The organism is Streptomyces sp. NPDC042102 (assembly GCF_055582305.1).
Map to the genome: position 1 here is coordinate 143143 of NZ_JBVJDL010000005.1, position 18637 is coordinate 161779.

Here is an 18637-nt window from a genome sequence, read left to right on the forward strand (position 1 = left end):
CTCGTCACATTCCTCGTCGTGGGGCGGCGGTCGGGTCCGCACCCAGGCCGGCGGCGACCTCCCGCAGGTACGGGTTCGTCGCGCGCTCGCGGCCGATGGTGGTCTGGGGACCGTGGCCGGACAGCACCACGGTCGAGTCGTCCAGCGGCAGGCACACGCGGGCCAGCGACCGGAGGATCTCGGCGTGGGAGCCGCCGGGCAGGTCGGTGCGTCCGATGGAGCCGGCGAAGAGCAGATCCCCGGAGAAGAACACGGACGGGACGTCCGCGGCCTCCGGCATCCGGAAGGTCACCGACCCCTTCGTATGGCCGGGCGCGTGCGACACGGTGAAGTCCAGACCGGCCAGCTTCAGCTCGGCCCCGTCGGCGAGTTCGCGGACGTCGTCCGGCTCGCCCACGGTCAGCTCGCCCATCAGCGGCATCCCGATCGAACGCCCGAGGGCCTTCTCCGGGTCGCTCATCATGTAGCGGTCCTCGGGGTGGATCCAGGCGGGTACGTCGTGCGCTCCGCACACCGGGACCACCGAGGCGACATGGTCGATGTGGCCGTGGGTGAGGACGACCGCGACGGGCTTGAGCCGATGCTTCCGAAGCGTCTCCTCGACTCCCTGGGCGGCCTGGTGGCCCGGGTCGATGATGACGCACTCCTCACCCGCGGCGGGGGCGACCAAGTAGCAATTGGTCCCCCAGGCCCCGGCGGGGAACCCGGCAATCAGCACGTTCGTCCTTAGGTAGTCGTCGCCGTCGAGTCGGCCGTCGGGAGGGTTACGGCAGATCAGAGCCTACCGGCGCCCCTCATCCCACAGCGAACCCATATACGGTACGGCCTATCCCAGCCCGGACAGTGGTACCAGAGACGTACAAGGAGACGAGACCCGGTGGTCACGAGCGATCAGCGGCGACGGCAGCTCGCCAAGGAGAAGTACGAGCGTCAGCAGCAGCGGCGGGCGCAGGCCCGGCGCAAGTCGCGGCAGCGGGCGGTCGTGATCGGCGCGGCCGTGGCCGTGGTGGCGGCCACCGTCATCGGCCTGGCCGTGGGCGGCGTCTTCGACGGCAAGGAGACCAAGGACCCGGAGGCCACCCCGTCGGCCGCGCCGACGCCCACGCCCAAGCAGTCGCCGTCGCCGGCGATGGCGATCGACCAGAAGGCGAAGTACACCTTCGCGCTGAAGACGAGCGCGGGTGACATCGCCTTCGAGATGGACGCGGCGAAGACCCCGCAGACGGTGAACTCGTTCAAGTCGCTCGCCGACAAGAACTACTTCGACAAGACGAAGTGTCACCGGCTGACCACGGAGGGTATCTTCGTGCTCCAGTGCGGCGACCCCGAGGGCACCGGCATGGGCGGCCCCGGCTACACCATCGCGGACGAGAACCTGGACGCGCTGGGCAAGCCCGACGGGACCGGCCGGGTGATCTACCCGGCGGGCACCGTCGCGATGGCCAACACCGGCCAGCCGGGCAGCGGCGGCAGCCAGTTCTTCCTGGTCTACAAGGACAGCCCGCTGGCACCGACGTACACGCCGTTCGGCAAGATCGACGCGGCCGGCCTGAAGGTACTGGAGGAAATCGCCAAGCAGGGTACGGGCGGCGGGCCCGACGGGGCTCCCAAGAACCCGGTGACGATCGAGAAGGGCACGGTCACCCAGAACTGACCGGGCGGAAGACCGCCGGGCCGATATTCCGTCGTGCGGGATGCGGACAGCCGGCCCGGCGGTCGCCTATGTTGGCGTTGTGCAGGGCGGGCGCTGCCCGCCCCAGGAAACTGTGGACGATGCCGGGCGGGGAACCCCCGTACGGGCATCAGGTGGAGGAGGCGCTGTGAGCAGCGACCCGTGGGGCCGTGTCGACGAGACGGGCACCGTGTACGTGCGTACTGCCGATGGCGAGCAGGTCGTCGGCTCGTGGCAGGCGGGCACCCCCGAGGAGGCCCTGGCCTACTTCGAGCGCAAGTACGAGGGGCTGGTGGTCGAGATCGGCCTCCTCGAACGACGGGTGCGGACCACCGATCTGTCCGCGAAGGACGCGCAGACGGCGATCGACCACCTGCGCACGCAGGTCGACGAGCACCACGCGGTGGGCGACCTCGACGCGCTGAAGGTGCGTCTGGACAAGCTCGTCGCGACGGTGGAGTCGCGCCGCGAGGAGCGCAAGGTCGCCAAGGCCAAGCAGACGGACGAGGCCCGCAAGGCCAAGGAGGATCTGGTCACCGAGGCGGAGCAGCTGGCGCAGAGCGACCAGTGGCGCTCGGCCGGCGAGCGGCTGCGGGCCCTGGTGGACACCTGGAAGGGTCTGCCGCGCCTGGACCGCAAGTCGGACGACGAGCTGTGGCACCGCTTCTCGCACGCCCGCTCGGCCTTCTCCAAGCGCCGCAAGGCGCACTTCGCCTCGCTGGACGCGCAGCGCGAGGACGCCCGCAAGGCCAAGGAGAAGCTGGTCGCGGAGGCCGAGTCGCTGTCGAAGTCGACCGACTGGGGTCCGACGGCGGCCCGCTACCGCGAGCTGATGGCCGACTGGAAGGCGGTCGGCCGCGCCCAGCGCGAGGCGGAGGACGACCTGTGGAACCGCTTCCGCGGCGCCCAGGACGTGTTCTTCGCGGCGCGCGGCGAGGTGTTCGCCGAGCGTGACGCCGAGCAGGTGGAGAACCTCAAGCTGAAGGAGGAGCTGGCCGACGAGGCCGAGAAGCTCGTCCCGGTGCGGGACCTGAAGGCGGCGCGTGCGGCGTTCCGGTCCATCAACGAGCGGTGGGAGGCCATCGGCCACGTGCCGCGCGACGCCCGCCCGAAGGTCGAGGGCCGGATGCACGCGGTCGAGCGTGCCATCCAGGAGTCCGAGGAGGCCGAGTGGCGCCGTACGAACCCGGAGGCGCGGGCGCGCGCCGCGGGTCTGACGGGCCAGCTGCAGGCGGCCGTCGACAAGCTGCGCGAGCAGATCGACGCGGCGCGCGCGGCGGGCAACAACGCCAAGGCGGACAAGCTGGCGCGTGAGCTGGAGGGCCGCCAGGCCCTGCTCGACCAGGCCCTGAAGGGCCTGGAGGAGTTCGGCGGCTGACGCCGCTCCCCTCGTGGTGTGTGCCGGGGCCCGGCGGTGGGATCGTCCACCGCCGGGCCCCGTCGGCGTTTCAGAGGGCCCCGGGCGGACGGTCGGCGGATCCGGTTCTGCCCTCGCTGATGTCGAGGGCGTGCATGAGGACCTCACAGGCCTGGATGTGGTTCCCCGACTCCTGGAGCAGGTCGGCCAGGCGCCGGCAGACCAGGACGGCCTCCGGGCCGTGGGCCTTGTGCAGCTGCTGGAACGCCGATTCCAGGACCGCGATGGCCTCGGCCGGCCGGCCGGTCTCGGCGAGCATCTCCGACAGCTCCAGCTGGACGGCGAACAGGGTGCCCTGGCCGTCGGCCGGCTGTTCCTGGAGGGCGAGCTGGAGGATGGGCAGCGCGTCGCGGGTGTGGCCCTCGGCGCGCAGCATGCGGGCGATGCTGAGCCCGGTGGAGACGGCGGCGGTGCGGACGTCGGCGGCGAGTACCGGCCCCGCGGGGGCGTGGGCGCCGGCCCGGGCCCGGTTGCGGGCCAGGGGCAGGGCGCCGACGGAGTTCTCCTGGGAACGCTGGGGCAGGGGCCGGTTCTTGGCGTGCAGGCGGGCCTTGAGTTCGCGGTAGAGCGTGTCGAGGTCGAGCAGTTCGGGCGCGTCGGGCACCCCGTGGCGCAGGATGCGCAGCAGTTCGGCGGTGAAGGCGGTGTGCCGCTCACCGTCGGGGGCCAGGGCCACCCGGTCACGGGGCGCGGCGGTCAGGACGTACGCGCCGTCGACGGCGGCCTCGTCGGCGATGGTGCTCGTGCTGCCGGACAGGGTCAGGGCGGCCCGGCCGCTGAAGCAGCAGTCGAGGATGACGACCTTCCGGCGGGCCCAGGCGGTGCGCAGGGCGGCCCGCAGGTGCCGGTAGGCGACGGCGGAGTAGCCGAGGCCGTCGCGGGAGCCGCCCAGGCCGAGGTAGAGGTCGGTGGAGTCCGGGTCGCGCATGCCGTGGCCGGCGTAGTAGACGAGCAGGGTGTCGGTGGCCTCGTCGGCGGCCCGGTGGACGGGGTCGAGCATCTCGGCGGCGCTCTGGGGGTCGGCGACCACCGTGCAGTGTTCGACGGGCAGCCCCCAGACGCCGGGGTCGCACAGCTCGGTGGCCAGGTCGACGAGGTTGGCCTCGACCGCGGGGAGCTGTTCCAGGTGCAGGTAGGAAGCGGTTCCGATGAGGACGGCACGGGACCGGCTCGGGTCAGCGAGCGCCGTCATCGTCCCCGTCCCCGGCCTGGAGGAGGTCGGCGATCTTGCGGACGGTGTCGTCGTCGAGGGCCGCGGTCTCGTCCAGGCTGACCTCGATGCCGCCGCTGCGGAAGCTGATGGCGGGCGGGCGGCGCAGGGCGGCCCGCCACTGGAGGACGGACATGACGAGGCTGCCGAGGGAGAGGCCGGTGGCGACGATGAACTGGAGCAGGTCGAGCGCGCCGCCGGCCATGCTGTCCGGCCGGGCCGGGCCGTCGGCCGCGCCGCGGCCGCGGACCATGCCCGCGAGCGACTCGTCCTGGCGCACCCAGCCGAGCAGGGCGCGCAGCGCGGCCTCGTCGTCCTCGGTCCGGGTGACGCGTACGGCGATCTCAGGCACCGCTGGAATCCTTCCGCTGGTCCACCGCCGCGTTGACGCGCGCGAACAGCTCCACGGCCTGGGCCGGGGCGTCCAGTCGGGCGAGGCAGATCCCCTGCCAGTACTGGGCGGTGAGGGTGGTCGAGTGGTCCGCGCCGAGCGCGGCGGTACTGGAGTCGACGAGGAGGGCCAGCTGCTGCGTGGCCTCCTGGATCTGGTCGGTGAGGACGAGATTGACGGCCTTGCGCAGCCGGGACACGGCCTTCTGTTCGTCCATGCCGCTGAGCACGATGTCGCGGAAGCCGGCGCTGAGGGTGACCGGGCGCAGCCGGCCGGGCGCCGGGGCGCCGGTGGCCTGGGCCGGCAGCCAGGGGCCGTGCTCGGGCCGGGTGTCCGCGGGTGCGCCGGCGCCGCCGTCGGCCGGCCCGCCGCCGGGAGGGGCGCCGCCGTACGGCCCGGCCTCGGCCGGCGGGGCGCCCACCGGGCCGGTGCCGGACGGGTCCGCGCCAGCCGGGCCGGGGCCGGGCGGGGCGGCCGCGGGGGCGTGGCGGGGCGCCGGGGGCGTGGTGAACGCCGCGCGGACGGCATCCTCGCGGATCCGTGCCTCCACCGCGGCGGCCAGGCCCTCGCGGCCACCGTCCGCGAGGTGGGCCAGCCGGGTCGCGACGGCCGCCGCGGTGGGCGGCCGGGTGGCGGGCTCCTTGGCGCACAGGGTGTCGATGAGGTCGTTGAGCGCCGTGGGGTAGGACCGGTGGCGGCCCGACAGGCGCGGGATGCCGGCGCCCATCGCGTGGACCATGATGGCGCCGAGGTCGGCCCGGTCTCCCAGCGGCAGTTCGCCCGTCGCCATCAGGTACAGGCAGGCGCCCAGCGAGTAGAGGTCGCCGGAGCGGGAGGGCGCGCCGCCGCTCATCACCTCGGGCGCCATGAACTGCGGGGTGCCGACGCGGGCGCCGGCGGCGGTGATACGGACCTCGCCCACCAGCTGGGCCAGCCCGAAGTCGAGCAGGACGACGTCACCGGACCGGGTGATGCCCACGTTGGAGGGCTTGAGGTCGCGGTGCAGCACGCCCGCCGCGTGCACGGCCGCGAGGGCCCCGGCCATGCCGAGGCCCGCCCAGGCCGCCTCGGCGGCCGGAAGCGCTCCGGCGACCTCGACGAGCTGGGCGAGGTTCATGCCGTCGAGGAGCTGCATGACGAGGTAGGGCGTGCCCTCGTGCTCGCCCCAGTCGTGCAGGGTGACCACGCCGGGGTGGCGGACACGGGTCAGCGCCTCCGCCTCCCGGTGGAAGCGGGCGATCTCCTCGCCCGCCGGGTCGAGGGCGGCCGTGCCGGTGAGGAGCTTCAGGGCGACCCGCCGCCGCAGCTTGACGTCCTCGGCCTCGTGGACGACGCCCATGCCGCCGCCGCCCAGCAGGCGCCCGAGCCGGTAGCGCCCCTCGACTAACTCGCCCTCGCGCATGATCTACGCCCCCCTCCGGCCGGTCAGCCTACGGCCTGCGCGCGGACGTCACACGGTAGACGTCGTAGACGCCCTCCACGCCCCGGACGGCCTTCAGGACGTGCCCCAGGTGCTTGGGGTCGCCCATCTCGAAGGTGAAGCGGGAGGTGGCCACGCGGTCGCGGGAGGTCTGTACGGCCGCGGAGAGGATGTTGACGTGCTGGTCGGACAGGACCCGGGTGACGTCGGAGAGCAGCCGGGACCGGTCCAGTGCCTCGACCTGGATGGCGACCAGGAAGACGGAGGACTGGGTGGGCGCCCACTCGACCTCGAGGATCCGCTCGGGCTGCTGCGAGAGCGAGTCGACGTTCACGCAGTCGGCGCGGTGAACCGATACGCCACTGCCGCGCGTGACGAAGCCGATGATCGGGTCGCCGGGCACCGGGGTGCAGCAGCGGGCCAGCTTGACCCAGACGTCGTCGACGCCCTTGACCACGACACCCGGGTCGGCGCTGCCGCGGCGCTTGCGGCCGCGCGAGGGCGGGACGCTCTCCTCGATGTCCTCGTTCGCGGCCTCCTCGCCGCCGAGGGCCTGGACGAGTTTCTGTACGACGCCCTGCGCGGCCACGTGGCCCTCGCCGATCGCCGCGTACAGGGAGGAGATGTCGGGGTAGCGCATCTCGTGCGCGAGGGTGACCAGCGAGTCGCCGGTGAGGATCCGCTGGATCGGCAGGTTCTGCTTGCGCATGGCCCGCGCGATGGCGTCCTTGCCCTGCTCGATGGCCTCGTCGCGGCGCTCCTTGGAGAACCAGGCGCGGATCTTGTTGCGGGCGCGCGGCGACTTGACGAAGCCCAGCCAGTCGCGGGACGGGCCCGCGCCCTCGGCCTTGGAGGTGAAGACCTCCACCAGGTCGCCGTTGTCGAGGGTGGATTCCAGCGGGACGAGGCGGCCGTTGACGCGGGCGCCTATGGTCCGGTGGCCGACCTCGGTGTGGACGGCGTACGCGAAGTCGACGGGCGTGGCGCCGGCGGGCAGCGCGATGACGTCGCCCTTGGGCGTGAAGACGAAGACCTCGTTGCGGGAGAGGTCGAAGCGCAGCGAGTCGAGGAACTCGCCGGGGTCCTCGGTCTCCTTCTGCCAGTCCAGCAGCTGGCGCAGCCAGGCCATGTCGTTGACGGTGTCCTGGCCGGCGCTGCCCTTGGCGGCCTGCGGGACGTCGGTGCGGACCTTGGAGGCGCCGGCGACGGTCTGCTGCTTGTACTTCCAGTGGGCGGCGATGCCGTACTCGGCGCGGCGGTGCATGTCGAAGGTGCGGATCTGCAGTTCGACCGGCTTGCCGCTGGGCCCGATGACCGTCGTGTGCAGCGACTGGTACATGTTGAACTTGGGCATCGCGATGTAGTCCTTGAACCGCCCCGGAACCGGGTTCCAGCGGGCGTGGACGGTGCCCAGGGCCGCGTAGCAGTCGCGGACGGTGTCCACCAGGACGCGGATGCCGACCAGGTCGTAGATCTCGGCGAAGTCGCGGCCGCGGACGATCATCTTCTGGTAGACGCTGTAGTAGTGCTTGGGCCGGCCGGTGACGGTGGCCTTGATGCGGGCGGCCCGGAGGTCGACCATCACCTCGTCGGTGACGACGGCGAGGTACTCGTCGCGCTTGGGCGCGCGTTCGGCCACCAGGCGGACGATCTCGTCGTACATCTTGGGGTAGAGGATCGCGAAGGCGAGGTCCTCCAGCTCCCACTTGATCGTGTTCATGCCGAGGCGGTGGGCCAGCGGCGCGTAGATCTCGAGGGTCTCGCGGGCCTTCTTCTCCTGCTTCTCCCGCTTGAGGTAGCGCATGGTGCGCATGTTGTGCAGGCGGTCGGCGAGCTTGATGACCAGGACGCGCGGGTCCTTGGCCATGGCGACGACCATCTTGCGGACGGTCTCGGCCTGCGCGGCCTCGCCGAACTTGACCCGGTCGAGCTTGGTGACACCGTCGACGAGGAGGGCCACGGCGTCCCCGAAGTCGCGGCGCAGGTCCTCCAGGCCGTACTCGGTGTCCTCGACGGTGTCGTGGAGCAGGCCCGCCATCAGGGTCGCGGGGTCCATGCCCAGCTCGGCGAGGATGGTCGTCACCGCGAGCGGGTGGGTGATGTACGGGTCGCCGCTCTTGCGCTTCTGGCCGCGGTGCCAGCGCTCGGCCACCTGGTACGCGTTCTCGAGCTGGCGCAGGGTGGCCGTCTCGATCTTCGGGTCGTTGCTGCGGACTATGCGCAGCAGGGGCTCCAGGACCGGGTTGTACGGGTTGGAGCGCTGGACGCCCAGCCGGGCGAGGCGGGCCCGCACCCGGTTGGAGGACCCGCCGGGCTTCAGCGGCGCGGGCTTGGGCGGCGGCGCGAGCGGCGGCTTGGGCGTGGGCTTCTCGGCCGTCGGCTCGGGCTGGGCGGCGGACAGTGGCTGGACCTCGTCTGGCAAGAGCGCTCCTTCGGGGGTCCCCCCGGACGAAGCCTGGGGGAGGATCCGGTGCCCCGATCAGGTCCGGATAAACCATGGTAGCGAGCCTGGCGCCGACGCGTTCCGCGCGGTCACGGGGCGGGACGGCGGGCGGGCCCGGGGAGCGGCCCGGCGGATGCCGGACCGCTTCCCGGGGAACGCCCGAGCGGCGGGCTCCGGTCGTGGTCGACCGGGGCTCCGCCGCTCGGGTGGCTGCCCGACGGTGCGTGCCGTCAGACGGTGATCAGGGCGTCCAGCGGGGCCTCGGCCAGGGCCGGGGCCAGCCGGGCGCGGCCGGGGAGGAAGGACAGCTCCATCAGGACCGCGACCCCCGCGACCTCCGCGCCGGCCCGCCGGATCAGCTGGAGTGAGGCCTCGGCGGTGCCGCCGGTGGCCAGGACGTCGTCGATGACCATGACGCGGTCGCCCGCCGCCAGGTCCTCGGCGTGCACCTCGATCTCGGCGGTGCCGTACTCCAGGTCGTACGCCTGGCTGAGCGTGGCTCCCGGCAGCTTGCCGGCCTTGCGGACCGGTACGAAGCCGATCCCGGCCTGCACGGCCACCGGGGCCGCCAGGATGAACCCGCGCGCCTCCAGGCCGACGATCTTCGTGGCGCCGTACCGGACCGCCAGCGCGGCCAGCGCGTCCGTCAGGGCCGCGAAGGCCTTCGGGTCGGCCAGCAGCGGGGTGATGTCCTTGAACATCACCCCCGGCTTCGGGTAGTCCGGGACGTCCTTGATCCGGCTGAGCAGCAGCGCGCGCGTCTCCTCGGCGATCGCGCTCACCGGCGCCGCCCGGAGGCGCGGCCGGAGCGGCCCTGCGCCACGACCTCCGGCGCGTCCGCGGCGCCGTCGGCGTCGTCCGTGCCCTTGGCGGAGGCGGAGGCGCGCTTGGCGAGCACCCGCTTGGTCAGCGCCTTCATCGCCGGCTCGCGCTCCTTGAGGTCCACGACCAGCGGGGTCGCGATGAAGATCGAGGAGTACGCACCGGCCGCGAGGCCGACGAACAGCGACAGCGAGATGTCGTTGAGCATGCCCGCGTCCAGCAGACCGCCGCCGATGAACAGCAGCGCGGCGACCGGCAGCAGAGCGACGACCGTGGTGTTGATCGAGCGCACCAGGGTGCCGTTGATGCTCTTGTTGGCCAGCTCGCTGTAGGTGAAGCGGGTCTGCTTGGTGATGTCCTTCGTCGACTCCTTGAGACCGTCGAAGACGACGACGGTGTCGTAGAGCGAGTAACCGAGGATCGTCAGCAGACCGATGACCGTACCCGGCGTGACCTCGAAACCGACCAGCGCGTAGATGCCCACGGTGATCGTGAGGTCGTGGATCAGCGCGATGAGCGCCGCGATGGCCATGCGCCACTCGAAGGCGATCGCCAGGTAGATCACGACCAGGATCATGAAGACGCCCAGGCCCGTCCAGGCCTTGTTGGCGATCTGCTCGCCCCAGCTGGGGCCCACCAGGTCGGCGTTGATGTCCTGCTCGGCGACCTTGAGGTCACCGGCCAGCTCGGCCTTGACCTTGTTGGCCTGGGCCGTGTCCAGCGCGGTGATCTGGATGCGCAGGCCACCGTTGCCGAGCTTCTGGACGATCGCCTCGTGGCCGGAGGCCTCCTTGGCGAACTCGCGGGCCTTGGAGTCGGAGACGGCCGTCTTCGGGGTGGTGAAGACGGCACCGCCCTTGAACTCGATGCCCAGGTTCAGGCCCTGGACGGCCAGGGCCACGATCGCCGTGATGGTGATCAGGATGGAAACGCCGTACCAGAGAAAGCGCTTGCCGACGAAGTCGTAGCCGACCTCACCGCGGTACAGCCTGGCGCCGATATCTCCCAGCTTCGACATCTCACGCCTCCTTTGCTTCGACGGGAGCGGAGACGGTACGGCGGGAGCTCCGCAGCGGCGGCTTGGCGCCGAGCCGCTTCGGGTCCAGCCCGGACCACGGGTGACCGCTCGAGAAGAACTTCGTCCGGGCCAGCAGCGTCATGATCGGCTTGGTGAAGAGGAACACCACGACCACGTCGAGGAGGGTGGTCAGACCCAGGGTGAAGGCGAAGCCCTGCACCTTGCCGACGGTGACGACGAACAGCACCGCGGCGGCCAGGAACGAGACGAAGTCCGAGACGAGGATGGTGCGCCGGGCGCGCGGCCAGGCCCGCTCCACCGCCGGGCGCAGGGTGCGGCCCTCGCGGATCTCGTCGCGGATGCGCTCGAAGTACACGATGAACGAGTCCGCGGTGATACCGATGGCGACGATCGCACCGCAGACGGCGGGCAGGTTCAGCGCGAAGCCGATGCCCTTGCCGAGCAGCGCCATGATCGTGTACGTCAGGATCGCCGAGACCAGGAGGCTGACGATCGCGATGAACGACAGACCGCGGTAGTAGACCAGCAGGTAGATCACGACGAGCGCCAGACCGATCGCGCCGGCGATCAGGCCGGCCCGCAGCTGCTCGCCACCGAGGGCGGCGGTGACGCTGGTGACGCTGTCCTCGGAGAAGGACAGCGGCAGGGCGCCGTACGACAGCATGTTGCCGAGGTCCTGGGCGGACTGCTGGGTGAAGCCGCCGGAGATCTCGGCGCTGCCACCGGTCAGCGCGGAGCTGACGTACGGGTCGGAGACGACCTGGCCGTCGAGCACGATCGCGAACTGGTTCTGCGGGGACTGCTTGGCGGCGAGCTCACCGGTGACCTTGGCGAAGGCGTCCGCGCCCTTGTCGTTGAACTGCATCGTGACGATCCACATGCCACGCTGCGGGTCGATGACGCCCTTGGCTTCCTTGACGTCCTTGCCCTCGACGGCGACGGGGCCGAGCAGCCACTTGTTCCACGCGCCCTGGCTGTTCTTGCCACAGGCGACGGTGGGCTCCTCGGGCTTGGTGCCCTTGCCGGCGGTGGCCCGCTGGTCCTCCTTGGTGCAGTCCAGCGCGGCGAACTTCGCCTGGAGGTCGGCCGCACCGGCGTCGGCGCCCGACGGGGTGGGGGCCGGGGTGGCGCCCGGGGTCGCCGTGGCCTTGGGGTCGTCTGCCTTCTTCGACGCGCCCGACGAGGGGGTCGCGCTCGGCGTCGGGGTGCCCGGGGCCTTGAGGGCCTCGCTGAGGGCACGGCCCTGGGAAGTGGCGCTGGACGACGGGGTGGGCGACGGGCTCTTGCCGTCGCCGGCCTTGGGGGCGCCGGAGGCGCCGGCCGACGGCGTCGGCGAGGGCGCGCCCTCGGGGGCGACGGGCTCGCCGCCCGCGACGGCGATGACCGGACGGAAGTAGAGCTGGGCGGTCGTGCCGACCTGGTCCCGCGCCTGCTTCTCGTTCGTCCCCTTGGGGATGTTCACGATGATGTGGTCGGTGCCCTGGGTCTGGACCTCGGCCTCCGAGACACCGAGACCGTTGACGCGGCGCTCGATGATGCCGACCGCCGTGTTCATGTTGGTCTCGTTGATGGCGTTGGGCTTGCCGGGCTCGCTCTTCGCCTTGAGCGTGATGCTCGTGCCGCCCGCCAGGTCGATGCCCAGCCGGGGAGTGGTCTGCCCGGAGATGAACATCCCCGCGGTGAGCGCCACCATCGCGATCAGGATCATCGCCAGGGCGCGCCCCGGCCTCCCCTGAGCCCCCGTGGGCCGCCGGCCCTTCTTCGGTGCTGCCACCTTGTTGTATCTCCCTGTCCAACCGTCCCGCGCCGGGTGAGCGCGCGGACGGCCACGAAAAATGTGTGGTGGGGACCCCTGCCCCCCGCAGAAGTGGTCACTGCCGGGGACCGCGGCGGCCGCCGGTCGGGCGCCCCGCGGTCCCCCGCCCCGTGCTACTTCGCGCCGGAGCCGCCGTCCGTCTTGCCCTCGGTCGTGCCGGTCTCGTCGTCGGCCTTGGCCTCGGAGGGAGCGGCGGGCTTGTCGGCCGGCTTGTCGGCGGACTCGTCCTTCTTGCCCAGGTCGAGCTTGGGGGCCTCGTCGTCACCCTTGTCGAGGGTCAGCGAGGAGGCGTCGTCGGGGACGATGGTCGGCTCGGTGCCGTGGACGATGCGGTTGTACTCCTCGTCCTCCAGCACGGCGCCGATGGAGTTCTTCGCGAAGACCGCGTGCACTCCGGGGGCCACTTCCAGGAGGACGGTGTCGTCGGTGACCTCCTTGACCGTGGCGTACATGCCGCCGATGGTGCGCACGCCGGTGCCGGGGGTCATCTGGTCGCGCATCTGTACCGCCTGCTGCTGCTTCTTCTTGGCAGAGCGGGTCATCAGGAACATCGCCCCGATGAGCACGATGAACGGGAGGAAGGTCACGAGACTGTTCACGGGACGGAGTTTCCTTCGCACGACCGCGCCGGAGGAGCGGCCTTGTTTCTACGGGGGTGGGCACGCCGACCTGGACGGTCGGCATCGGCGGAGTCTAGGCGAGTCCGCCGCGATGGAACAACGCCCAGCATGGCACCGCAGTTCCTGGGCACACTAACCTCCGCGCCGTCAAGCCCCGAAGAGGCCCTGTTGTCCGGTCTGTGCCGCGGGCGGCGTCAGTCCCAGGTGGGCCCAGGCCGCCGGGGTGGCCACCCGGCCGCGCGGGGTGCGGGCCAGCAGACCCTCCCTGACCAGGAACGGCTCGGCCACCTCCTCGACGGTCTCGCGCTCCTCACCGACGGCGACGGCGAGGGTGGACAGGCCCACCGGACCGCCGCCGAACAGCTTGAGCAGGGCCTCCAGCACGGCCCGGTCGAGCCGGTCCAGACCGCGGGCGTCGACCTCGTACACCTGCAGGGCCTGGCCGGCGACCTCGCGCGTGATCACCCCGTCGGCCCTGACCTGCGCGTAGTCGCGGACGCGGCGCAGCAGGCGGTTGGCGATACGGGGCGTGCCGCGGGAGCGGCCGGCGATCTCGGCGGCGCCGGCGGTGTCGATCTCGACGTCGAGGAGGCGGGCGGAGCGGTGGACGACCCGTTCGAGCTCCTCGGGGGCGTAGAACTCCATGTGTCCGGTGAACCCGAACCGGTCCCGCAGGGGCGGCGGCAGCAGGCCGGCCCGGGTGGTGGCGCCGACCAGGGTGAAGGGCGGCAGCTCCAGGGGGATGGCGGTGGCGCCGGGACCCTTGCCGACGATGACGTCGACCCGGAAGTCCTCCATGGCCATGTACAGCATCTCCTCGGCGGGCCGGGACATGCGGTGGATCTCGTCGAGGAAGAGGACCTCGCCCTCCTGGAGCGAGGACAGGATGGCCGCGAGGTCGCCGGCGTGCTGGATGGCGGGGCCGGAGGTGATCCGGATCGGCGCGCCCATCTCGGCCGCGATGATCATGGAGAGGGTGGTCTTGCCGAGGCCGGGCGCGCCGGACAGCAGGACGTGGTCGGCGGTGGCTCCGCGCTGGCGGGCGGCCTTGAGGACGAGGTCCAGCTGCTGGCGGACCTTCTCCTGCCCGACGAACTCGTCCAGGTCCTTGGGCCGCAGGGCCGCCTCGACGGCGCTGTCCTCACCGTCGGCGGCGGCACCGACGAGCCGCTCCGGCTCGGCGGCGGCGGTGTCGTCGTCCCAGTTCACGGTCTTCTGCCTTCTCGCTTCTCGTGCGTCGCGTGGTCGTCGTGCGGTTCGGTGATCGTACGGTTCCAGGTGGACGGGGCGGGCCGCTGCGCGGAGCCCTTCCCCACCCCGCCCCTCCCCGAACCGGGGCTCCGCCCCGGACCCTCCCCCAGACTCCGTCCGGGGGGACCCCCACGCCTCAAACGCCGGCGGGGCTTGAAAAGCCCGCGCGGCGTTTGAGCGCAGGGGGCTCGGGGCGGAGCCCCCGAGCAGGGTCAGCGGGTGCGGTTCAGGGACTGCAGGGCCGCCCGCAGGAGCTGCGGCACCGGCGCCGAGCCACCGGCGGCGATGGCGGCCTCCGCCTGCGGCGTCACCGCCGCCACCGCGTCGTCCGCCTCCCGCGCCGCGTACCCCAGCCCGATCAGCGCCGTCAGCAGCTGCTCGGTCCACGGCGCCGGCCCGGCCGCCGCGGCCCGCTGCGCCCCGACCAGCGCGCCGGTCCCCACGGGCGCGCCGAGCTTGTCCTTCAGCTCCAGCAGCAGCTTCTGCGCGCCCTTCTTGCCGATCCCGGGCACCGCCGTCAGCGCCTTCTCGTCCCCGCTCGCCACCGCCACGCGCAGCGCGTCCGGGCTGTGCACGCCGAGCATGGCCTGGGCCAGGCGCGGGCCGACGCCGCTGGCCGTCTGGAGCAGTTCGAAGACCTGCCGCTCGTCGTCGTCGGCGAAGCCGAACAGGGTGAGCGAGTCCTCCCGTACGACGAGCGAGGTGGCCAGCCGCGCCGGCTCGCCCACGCGCAGGCCGGCGAGGGTGTGGGGGGTGCACTGCACGGCCATGCCCACGCCCCCGACCTCGATCACGGCGGTGGTGGGGGCGAGCGCGGCGACCGGGCCGCTCACGAAGGCGATCATCGGGTACGGCCTCTCACTGCGGATGCGTGCTGGGCGACCGCCTGTTGCAGGCGGTTCTGGGCGGGGGCGCGCCAGATGTGACAGATGGCGAGGGCGAGCGCGTCCGCCGCGTCGGCGGGCTTGGGCGGGGCGGCCAGCCGCAGCAGCCGGGTCACCATGGCGCCGACCTGGGCCTTGTCGGCCCGTCCGCTGCCGGTGACGGCCGCCTTGACCTCGCTGGGGGTGTGCAGCGCGACGGGTATCCCGCGCCGCGAGGCGCACAGCATGGCGACCGCGCTGGCCTGGGCGGTGCCCATCACCGTGCGCACGTTGTGCTGGCTGAACACCCGCTCCACCGCGACCAGTTCCGGCTGGTACTCGTCGAGCCAGGTCTCGATGCCCCGCTCGATCCCGACCAGCCGCTGCCCGATGTCGGCCTCGGCGGGCGTACGGACGACGCCCACCCCGAGCATCGTCAGGGGCCGGCCCGCGACGCCCTCGACGACGCCGAGTCCGCACCGGGTCAGGCCCGGGTCCACCCCGAGAACGCGCACAGCCCCTCCTCCGCCCGCTCGTCCGCCAGTTCGTGCAGGCTAACGCGTGCCACCGACAACGCGTCGGGCCGACGGGGGTGTGTCCCCGTCGGCCCGCCGTGGTCACGTCCTCGCCGGTCAGGCGTCGACCTTCTCCATGACCTCGTCCGAGACGTCGAAGTTGGCGAAGACGTTCTGGACGTCGTCGCTGTCCTCGAGGGCGTCGATCAGCTTGAACATCTTGCGCGCGCCCTCCTCGTCGAGCTCGACCTGCATGGTCGGGACGAAGCTGGACTCGGCCGAGTCGTAGTCGTAGCCGGCCTCCTGGAGCGCGGAACGGACCGCGACCAGGTCGGTGGCCTCGCTGATGATCTCGAAGGACTCACCGAGGTCGTTGACCTCCTCGGCGCCCGCCTCGAGGACCGCGTCGAGGACGTCGTCCTCGGTCAGCTCGCCCTTGGGCAGCACGACGACGCCCTTGCGGTTGAACAGGTACGAGACCGAACCCGGGTCGGCCATGGAGCCGCCGTTGCGGGTCATGGCGACGCGGACGTCGGAGGCGGCGCGGTTGCGGTTGTCGGTGAGGCACTCGATGAGCACCGCGACACCGTTCGGGCCGTAACCCTCGTACATGATCGTCGCGTAGTCGACGCCACCGGCCTCGAGACCACCGCCGCGCTTGACCGCGGAGTCGATGTTCTTGTTCGGGACCGAGCTCTTCTTCGCCTTCTGGATGGCGTCGAAGAGCGTCGGGTTGCCGTCCGGGTCGGCGCCGCCCGTACGGGCCGCGACCTCGATGTTCTTGATCAGCTTCGCGAAGAGCTTGCCGCGCTTGGCATCGATCACGGCCTTCTTGTGCTTCGTCGTAGCCCATTTAGAGTGGCCGGACATCCGCCTGTCTCCTTCGCGTAACCAGTAATGTTCGTCCCCGATCCTACCGGGAGCGGATTACAGCCCGGCGCGCACCATGTCGACGAAGTACGCGTGGACGCGGTCGTCGCCGGTGAGTTCCGGGTGGAAGGACGTGGCGAGCACGTTGCCCTGGCGGACGGCGACGGTGTGACCGTCGTACGTCGCGAGCACCTCGGCGGCGGCGCCGACCGACTCGACCCACGGGGCGCGGATGAAGACGCCCTCGACGGGGCCGCCCTCGATGCCCGCGAAGTCGATCTTCGCCTCGAAGGACTCGTTCTGGCGGCCGAAGGCGTTGCGGCGGACGATCATGTCGACGCCGCCGAGCGTCTCCTGGTCCTCACGGCCGTCCAGGATCTTGTCGGCGAGCATGATCATGCCGGCGCAGGTGCCGTAGACGGGCATGCCGGCCTTCACGCGCTCGCGCAGCGGCTCCAGCATGCCGAACAGGACGGCGAGCTTGGACATGGTCGTGGACTCGCCGCCGGGGATGACGAGGGCGTCGACCTCGGCGAGCTCCTCGGGGCGCCGGACCGGCCTGGCCACGGCGTCCGCCGCGGCCAGGGCGATCAGGTGCTCCCGTACGTCGCCCTGGAGGGCCAGGACACCGATGACGGGGTTGGTCATGACGACTACCAGCCGCGGTTGGCGTAGCGCTCGGCCTCGGGCAGCGTGTCGCAGTTGATGCCGACCATGGCCTCGCCCAGGTTGCGGGAGGCGTCCGCGATGATCTTCGGGTCGTCGTAGAAGGTGGTGGCCTTCACGATGGCGGCGGCGCGCTTGGCCGGGTCGCCGGACTTGAAGATGCCGGAGCCGACGAAGACGCCCTCGGCGCCGAGCTGGCGCATCAGCGCGGCGTCGGCCGGGGTGGCGACGCCACCGGCGGAGAACAGCACGACCGGGAGCTTGCCGAGCTCGGCGACCTCCTTGACGAGCTCGTACGGGGCGCGCAGCTCCTTGGCGGCGGCGTACAGCTCGTTGTTGTCGAAGCCGCGCAGCTTGGCGATCTCGTTCTTGATCTGGCGCAGGTGGCGGACGGCCTCGACGACGTTGCCGGTGCCGGCCTCGCCCTTGGAGCGGATCATGGCCGCGCCCTCGGCGATGCGGCGCAGGGCCTCGCCGAGGTTGGTGGCGCCGCAGACGAAGGGGGTGGTGAACGCCCACTTGTCGGAGTGGTTGACCTCGTCGGCCGGGGTGAGGACCTCGGACTCGTCGATGTAGTCCACGCCGAGGGACTGCAGGACCTGGGCCTCGACGAAGTGGCCGATGCGGGACTTGGCCATGACCGGGATCGAGACGGCCTCGATGATCTCTTCGATCATGTTCGGGTCGGACATGCGCGCCACGCCGCCGTCCTTGCGGATGTCGGCCGGGACCCGCTCCAGGGCCATGACGGCCACGGCGCCCGCGTCCTCGGCGATCTTCGCCTGCTCGGCGTTGACCACGTCCATGATCACGCCGCCCTTGAGCTGCTCGGCCATGCCGCGCTTGACGCGAGCGGTGCCGGTCTCGGGGGACTGGGGGGTGGTGGGAAGCGTGCTCACGGGGTGACCTCACTCGAAGGGAAGACGGTGCTGCGGGTACCTGGCGGGGTACCGGTACAGGTGCATGACGCCGGTACCTGGCTGAGGTAACCGTCCCCGAAGGGTCCACTGCAAGGGCCAATGTGGAGCCGGTGGCTCCTTTCAAGTTGGCCTCGAGGTACAACTACGGCCGGTCGGCCAGGTCCGCGGGCGGTTCGTCGTCCATCTCGAAGGCCAATGGGAACGGGGCGTGGCCGGCGAGCCGGAACCAGCGGACCTTGCGGTGCCGGCGCAGCGCGCGGGCGGCGCGGACGGCGTCGTTGTGGAACCGCCGGGCCATGGGGACCCGGCGGACGGCCGCGGCCAGCTCCTCGGCGGCCTCCTCGCCGCCGGGCGCCTCCTTGAGGGCCTCGACCTGGTCGGCGTCGGCGAAGACCGCGCGCAGGGCCTGGCTGAGCTCGCTCTCGGCGACCTCGCGGTGCTCCTCCTCGGCCTGGCGGGCGGCGTGGGCGGCCTCGTACAGGACGAGGGAGGAGGCGGGGTCGAGCACACCGGAGGTGGCCACCTCCAGCACCACCGAGGCGCGCCGGACCAGCTGCGCGTCGAGGGCGGCGCGGGCGGCGTCCATCCGGGAGTGCAGTCGGTCGAGGCGGCCGGCGGTCCAGCTGAGGTAGACCCCGATCACGGCGAGCGCGAGGGCGACCCATACGAGCGTTTCGATCACGCCGCGCGACACTACCGCCT

The 18637-nt window shown here is 71.9% G+C and carries 18 protein-coding genes; 2 read left to right on the forward strand and 16 right to left on the reverse strand.

Translation table 11 applies throughout. The annotated features are described in order from the left end of the window. Positions 1 to 4: 4 nt before the first annotated feature. Complete coding sequence (locus ACZ6KO_RS22760) at positions 5 to 718, reverse strand: MBL fold metallo-hydrolase (RefSeq protein WP_469305838.1); 714 nt, start codon at positions 716 to 718, stop codon at positions 5 to 7. A gap of 159 nt (positions 719 to 877) precedes the next feature. On the opposite strand from ACZ6KO_RS22760, the gene ACZ6KO_RS22765 reads away from it, so the two are divergent. Together ACZ6KO_RS22765 and ACZ6KO_RS22770 are read left to right on the forward strand one after the other, a co-directional pair. Continuing rightward, positions 878 to 1654: a peptidylprolyl isomerase gene (locus tag ACZ6KO_RS22765; RefSeq protein ID WP_469305839.1), complete on the forward strand. Its 777-nt coding sequence runs from the start codon at positions 878 to 880 to the stop codon at positions 1652 to 1654. Between the two features lie 166 nt (positions 1655 to 1820). Then, positions 1821 to 3050, forward strand: coding sequence for a DUF349 domain-containing protein (locus ACZ6KO_RS22770; RefSeq protein WP_469305840.1), 1230 nt, complete (start codon positions 1821 to 1823; stop codon positions 3048 to 3050). A 70-nt stretch (positions 3051 to 3120) separates the two neighbouring features. On the opposite strand, the gene ACZ6KO_RS22775 is transcribed toward ACZ6KO_RS22770, so the two are convergent. The 15 genes from ACZ6KO_RS22775 to ACZ6KO_RS22845 all read right to left on the reverse strand — a co-directional run bounded on the left by ACZ6KO_RS22775 (position 3121) and on the right by ACZ6KO_RS22845 (position 18617). Further along, the gene (locus ACZ6KO_RS22775) at positions 3121 to 4281 is read right to left on the reverse strand and encodes a caspase family protein (RefSeq protein ID WP_469305841.1); all 1161 of its coding nucleotides are present in this window, start codon (positions 4279 to 4281) and stop codon (positions 3121 to 3123) included. Then, a complete protein-coding gene (locus ACZ6KO_RS22780; RefSeq protein ID WP_469305842.1) occupies positions 4265 to 4651 on the reverse strand; it encodes an effector-associated constant component EACC1 in 387 nt (128 codons plus the stop codon). Before ACZ6KO_RS22780 ends, ACZ6KO_RS22775 begins: the two co-directional genes overlap by 17 nt. Beyond that, the gene (locus ACZ6KO_RS22785; protein ID WP_469305843.1) at positions 4644 to 6092 is read right to left on the reverse strand and encodes a serine/threonine-protein kinase; all 1449 of its coding nucleotides are present in this window, start codon (positions 6090 to 6092) and stop codon (positions 4644 to 4646) included. Before ACZ6KO_RS22785 ends, ACZ6KO_RS22780 begins: the two co-directional genes overlap by 8 nt. A 28-nt stretch (positions 6093 to 6120) precedes the next feature. After that, positions 6121 to 8532, reverse strand: coding sequence for a RelA/SpoT family protein (locus ACZ6KO_RS22790; protein WP_469305844.1), 2412 nt, complete (start codon positions 8530 to 8532; stop codon positions 6121 to 6123). A gap of 251 nt (positions 8533 to 8783) precedes the next feature. Next, the gene (locus tag ACZ6KO_RS22795; RefSeq protein ID WP_469305845.1) at positions 8784 to 9335 is read right to left on the reverse strand and encodes an adenine phosphoribosyltransferase; all 552 of its coding nucleotides are present in this window, start codon (positions 9333 to 9335) and stop codon (positions 8784 to 8786) included. Further along, entirely contained in the window at positions 9332 to 10393 is a 1062-nt protein-coding gene (secF, locus tag ACZ6KO_RS22800; RefSeq protein WP_469305846.1) for a protein translocase subunit SecF, read from the reverse strand. The genes ACZ6KO_RS22795 and secF overlap by 4 nt, the downstream gene beginning before the upstream one ends. A gap of 1 nt (position 10394) precedes the next feature. Then, a complete protein-coding gene (secD, locus tag ACZ6KO_RS22805; protein WP_469305847.1) occupies positions 10395 to 12188 on the reverse strand; it encodes a protein translocase subunit SecD in 1794 nt (597 codons plus the stop codon). A gap of 155 nt (positions 12189 to 12343) precedes the next feature. After that, positions 12344 to 12781: a preprotein translocase subunit YajC gene (gene yajC / locus ACZ6KO_RS22810; protein ID WP_469306072.1), complete on the reverse strand. Its 438-nt coding sequence runs from the start codon at positions 12779 to 12781 to the stop codon at positions 12344 to 12346. A gap of 216 nt (positions 12782 to 12997) precedes the next feature. Then, positions 12998 to 14059: a Holliday junction branch migration DNA helicase RuvB gene (ruvB, locus tag ACZ6KO_RS22815; protein WP_469305848.1), complete on the reverse strand. Its 1062-nt coding sequence runs from the start codon at positions 14057 to 14059 to the stop codon at positions 12998 to 13000. A 254-nt stretch (positions 14060 to 14313) separates the two neighbouring features. Next, on the reverse strand, positions 14314 to 14946 hold the full coding sequence (ruvA, locus tag ACZ6KO_RS22820; protein WP_469305849.1) for a Holliday junction branch migration protein RuvA: 633 nt from the start codon (positions 14944 to 14946) through the stop codon (positions 14314 to 14316). After that, entirely contained in the window at positions 14943 to 15479 is a 537-nt protein-coding gene (ruvC, locus tag ACZ6KO_RS22825) for a crossover junction endodeoxyribonuclease RuvC (protein ID WP_469305850.1), read from the reverse strand. The genes ruvA and ruvC overlap by 4 nt, the downstream gene beginning before the upstream one ends. Before the next feature lie 117 nt (positions 15480 to 15596). Then, positions 15597 to 16349 carry a YebC/PmpR family DNA-binding transcriptional regulator gene (locus ACZ6KO_RS22830; RefSeq protein ID WP_469305851.1) on the reverse strand — a complete coding sequence of 251 codons (753 nt, stop codon included), beginning with the start codon at positions 16347 to 16349 and terminating at the stop codon, positions 15597 to 15599. A gap of 57 nt (positions 16350 to 16406) precedes the next feature. Next, a complete protein-coding gene (pdxT, locus tag ACZ6KO_RS22835; protein ID WP_469305852.1) occupies positions 16407 to 16997 on the reverse strand; it encodes a pyridoxal 5'-phosphate synthase glutaminase subunit PdxT in 591 nt (196 codons plus the stop codon). A 5-nt stretch (positions 16998 to 17002) separates the two neighbouring features. Further along, positions 17003 to 17914: a pyridoxal 5'-phosphate synthase lyase subunit PdxS gene (pdxS, locus tag ACZ6KO_RS22840; protein ID WP_401449230.1), complete on the reverse strand. Its 912-nt coding sequence runs from the start codon at positions 17912 to 17914 to the stop codon at positions 17003 to 17005. A gap of 163 nt (positions 17915 to 18077) precedes the next feature. After that, a complete protein-coding gene (locus ACZ6KO_RS22845) occupies positions 18078 to 18617 on the reverse strand; it encodes a LemA family protein (protein ID WP_469305853.1) in 540 nt (179 codons plus the stop codon). Between the last annotated feature and the right edge of the window lie 20 nt (positions 18618 to 18637).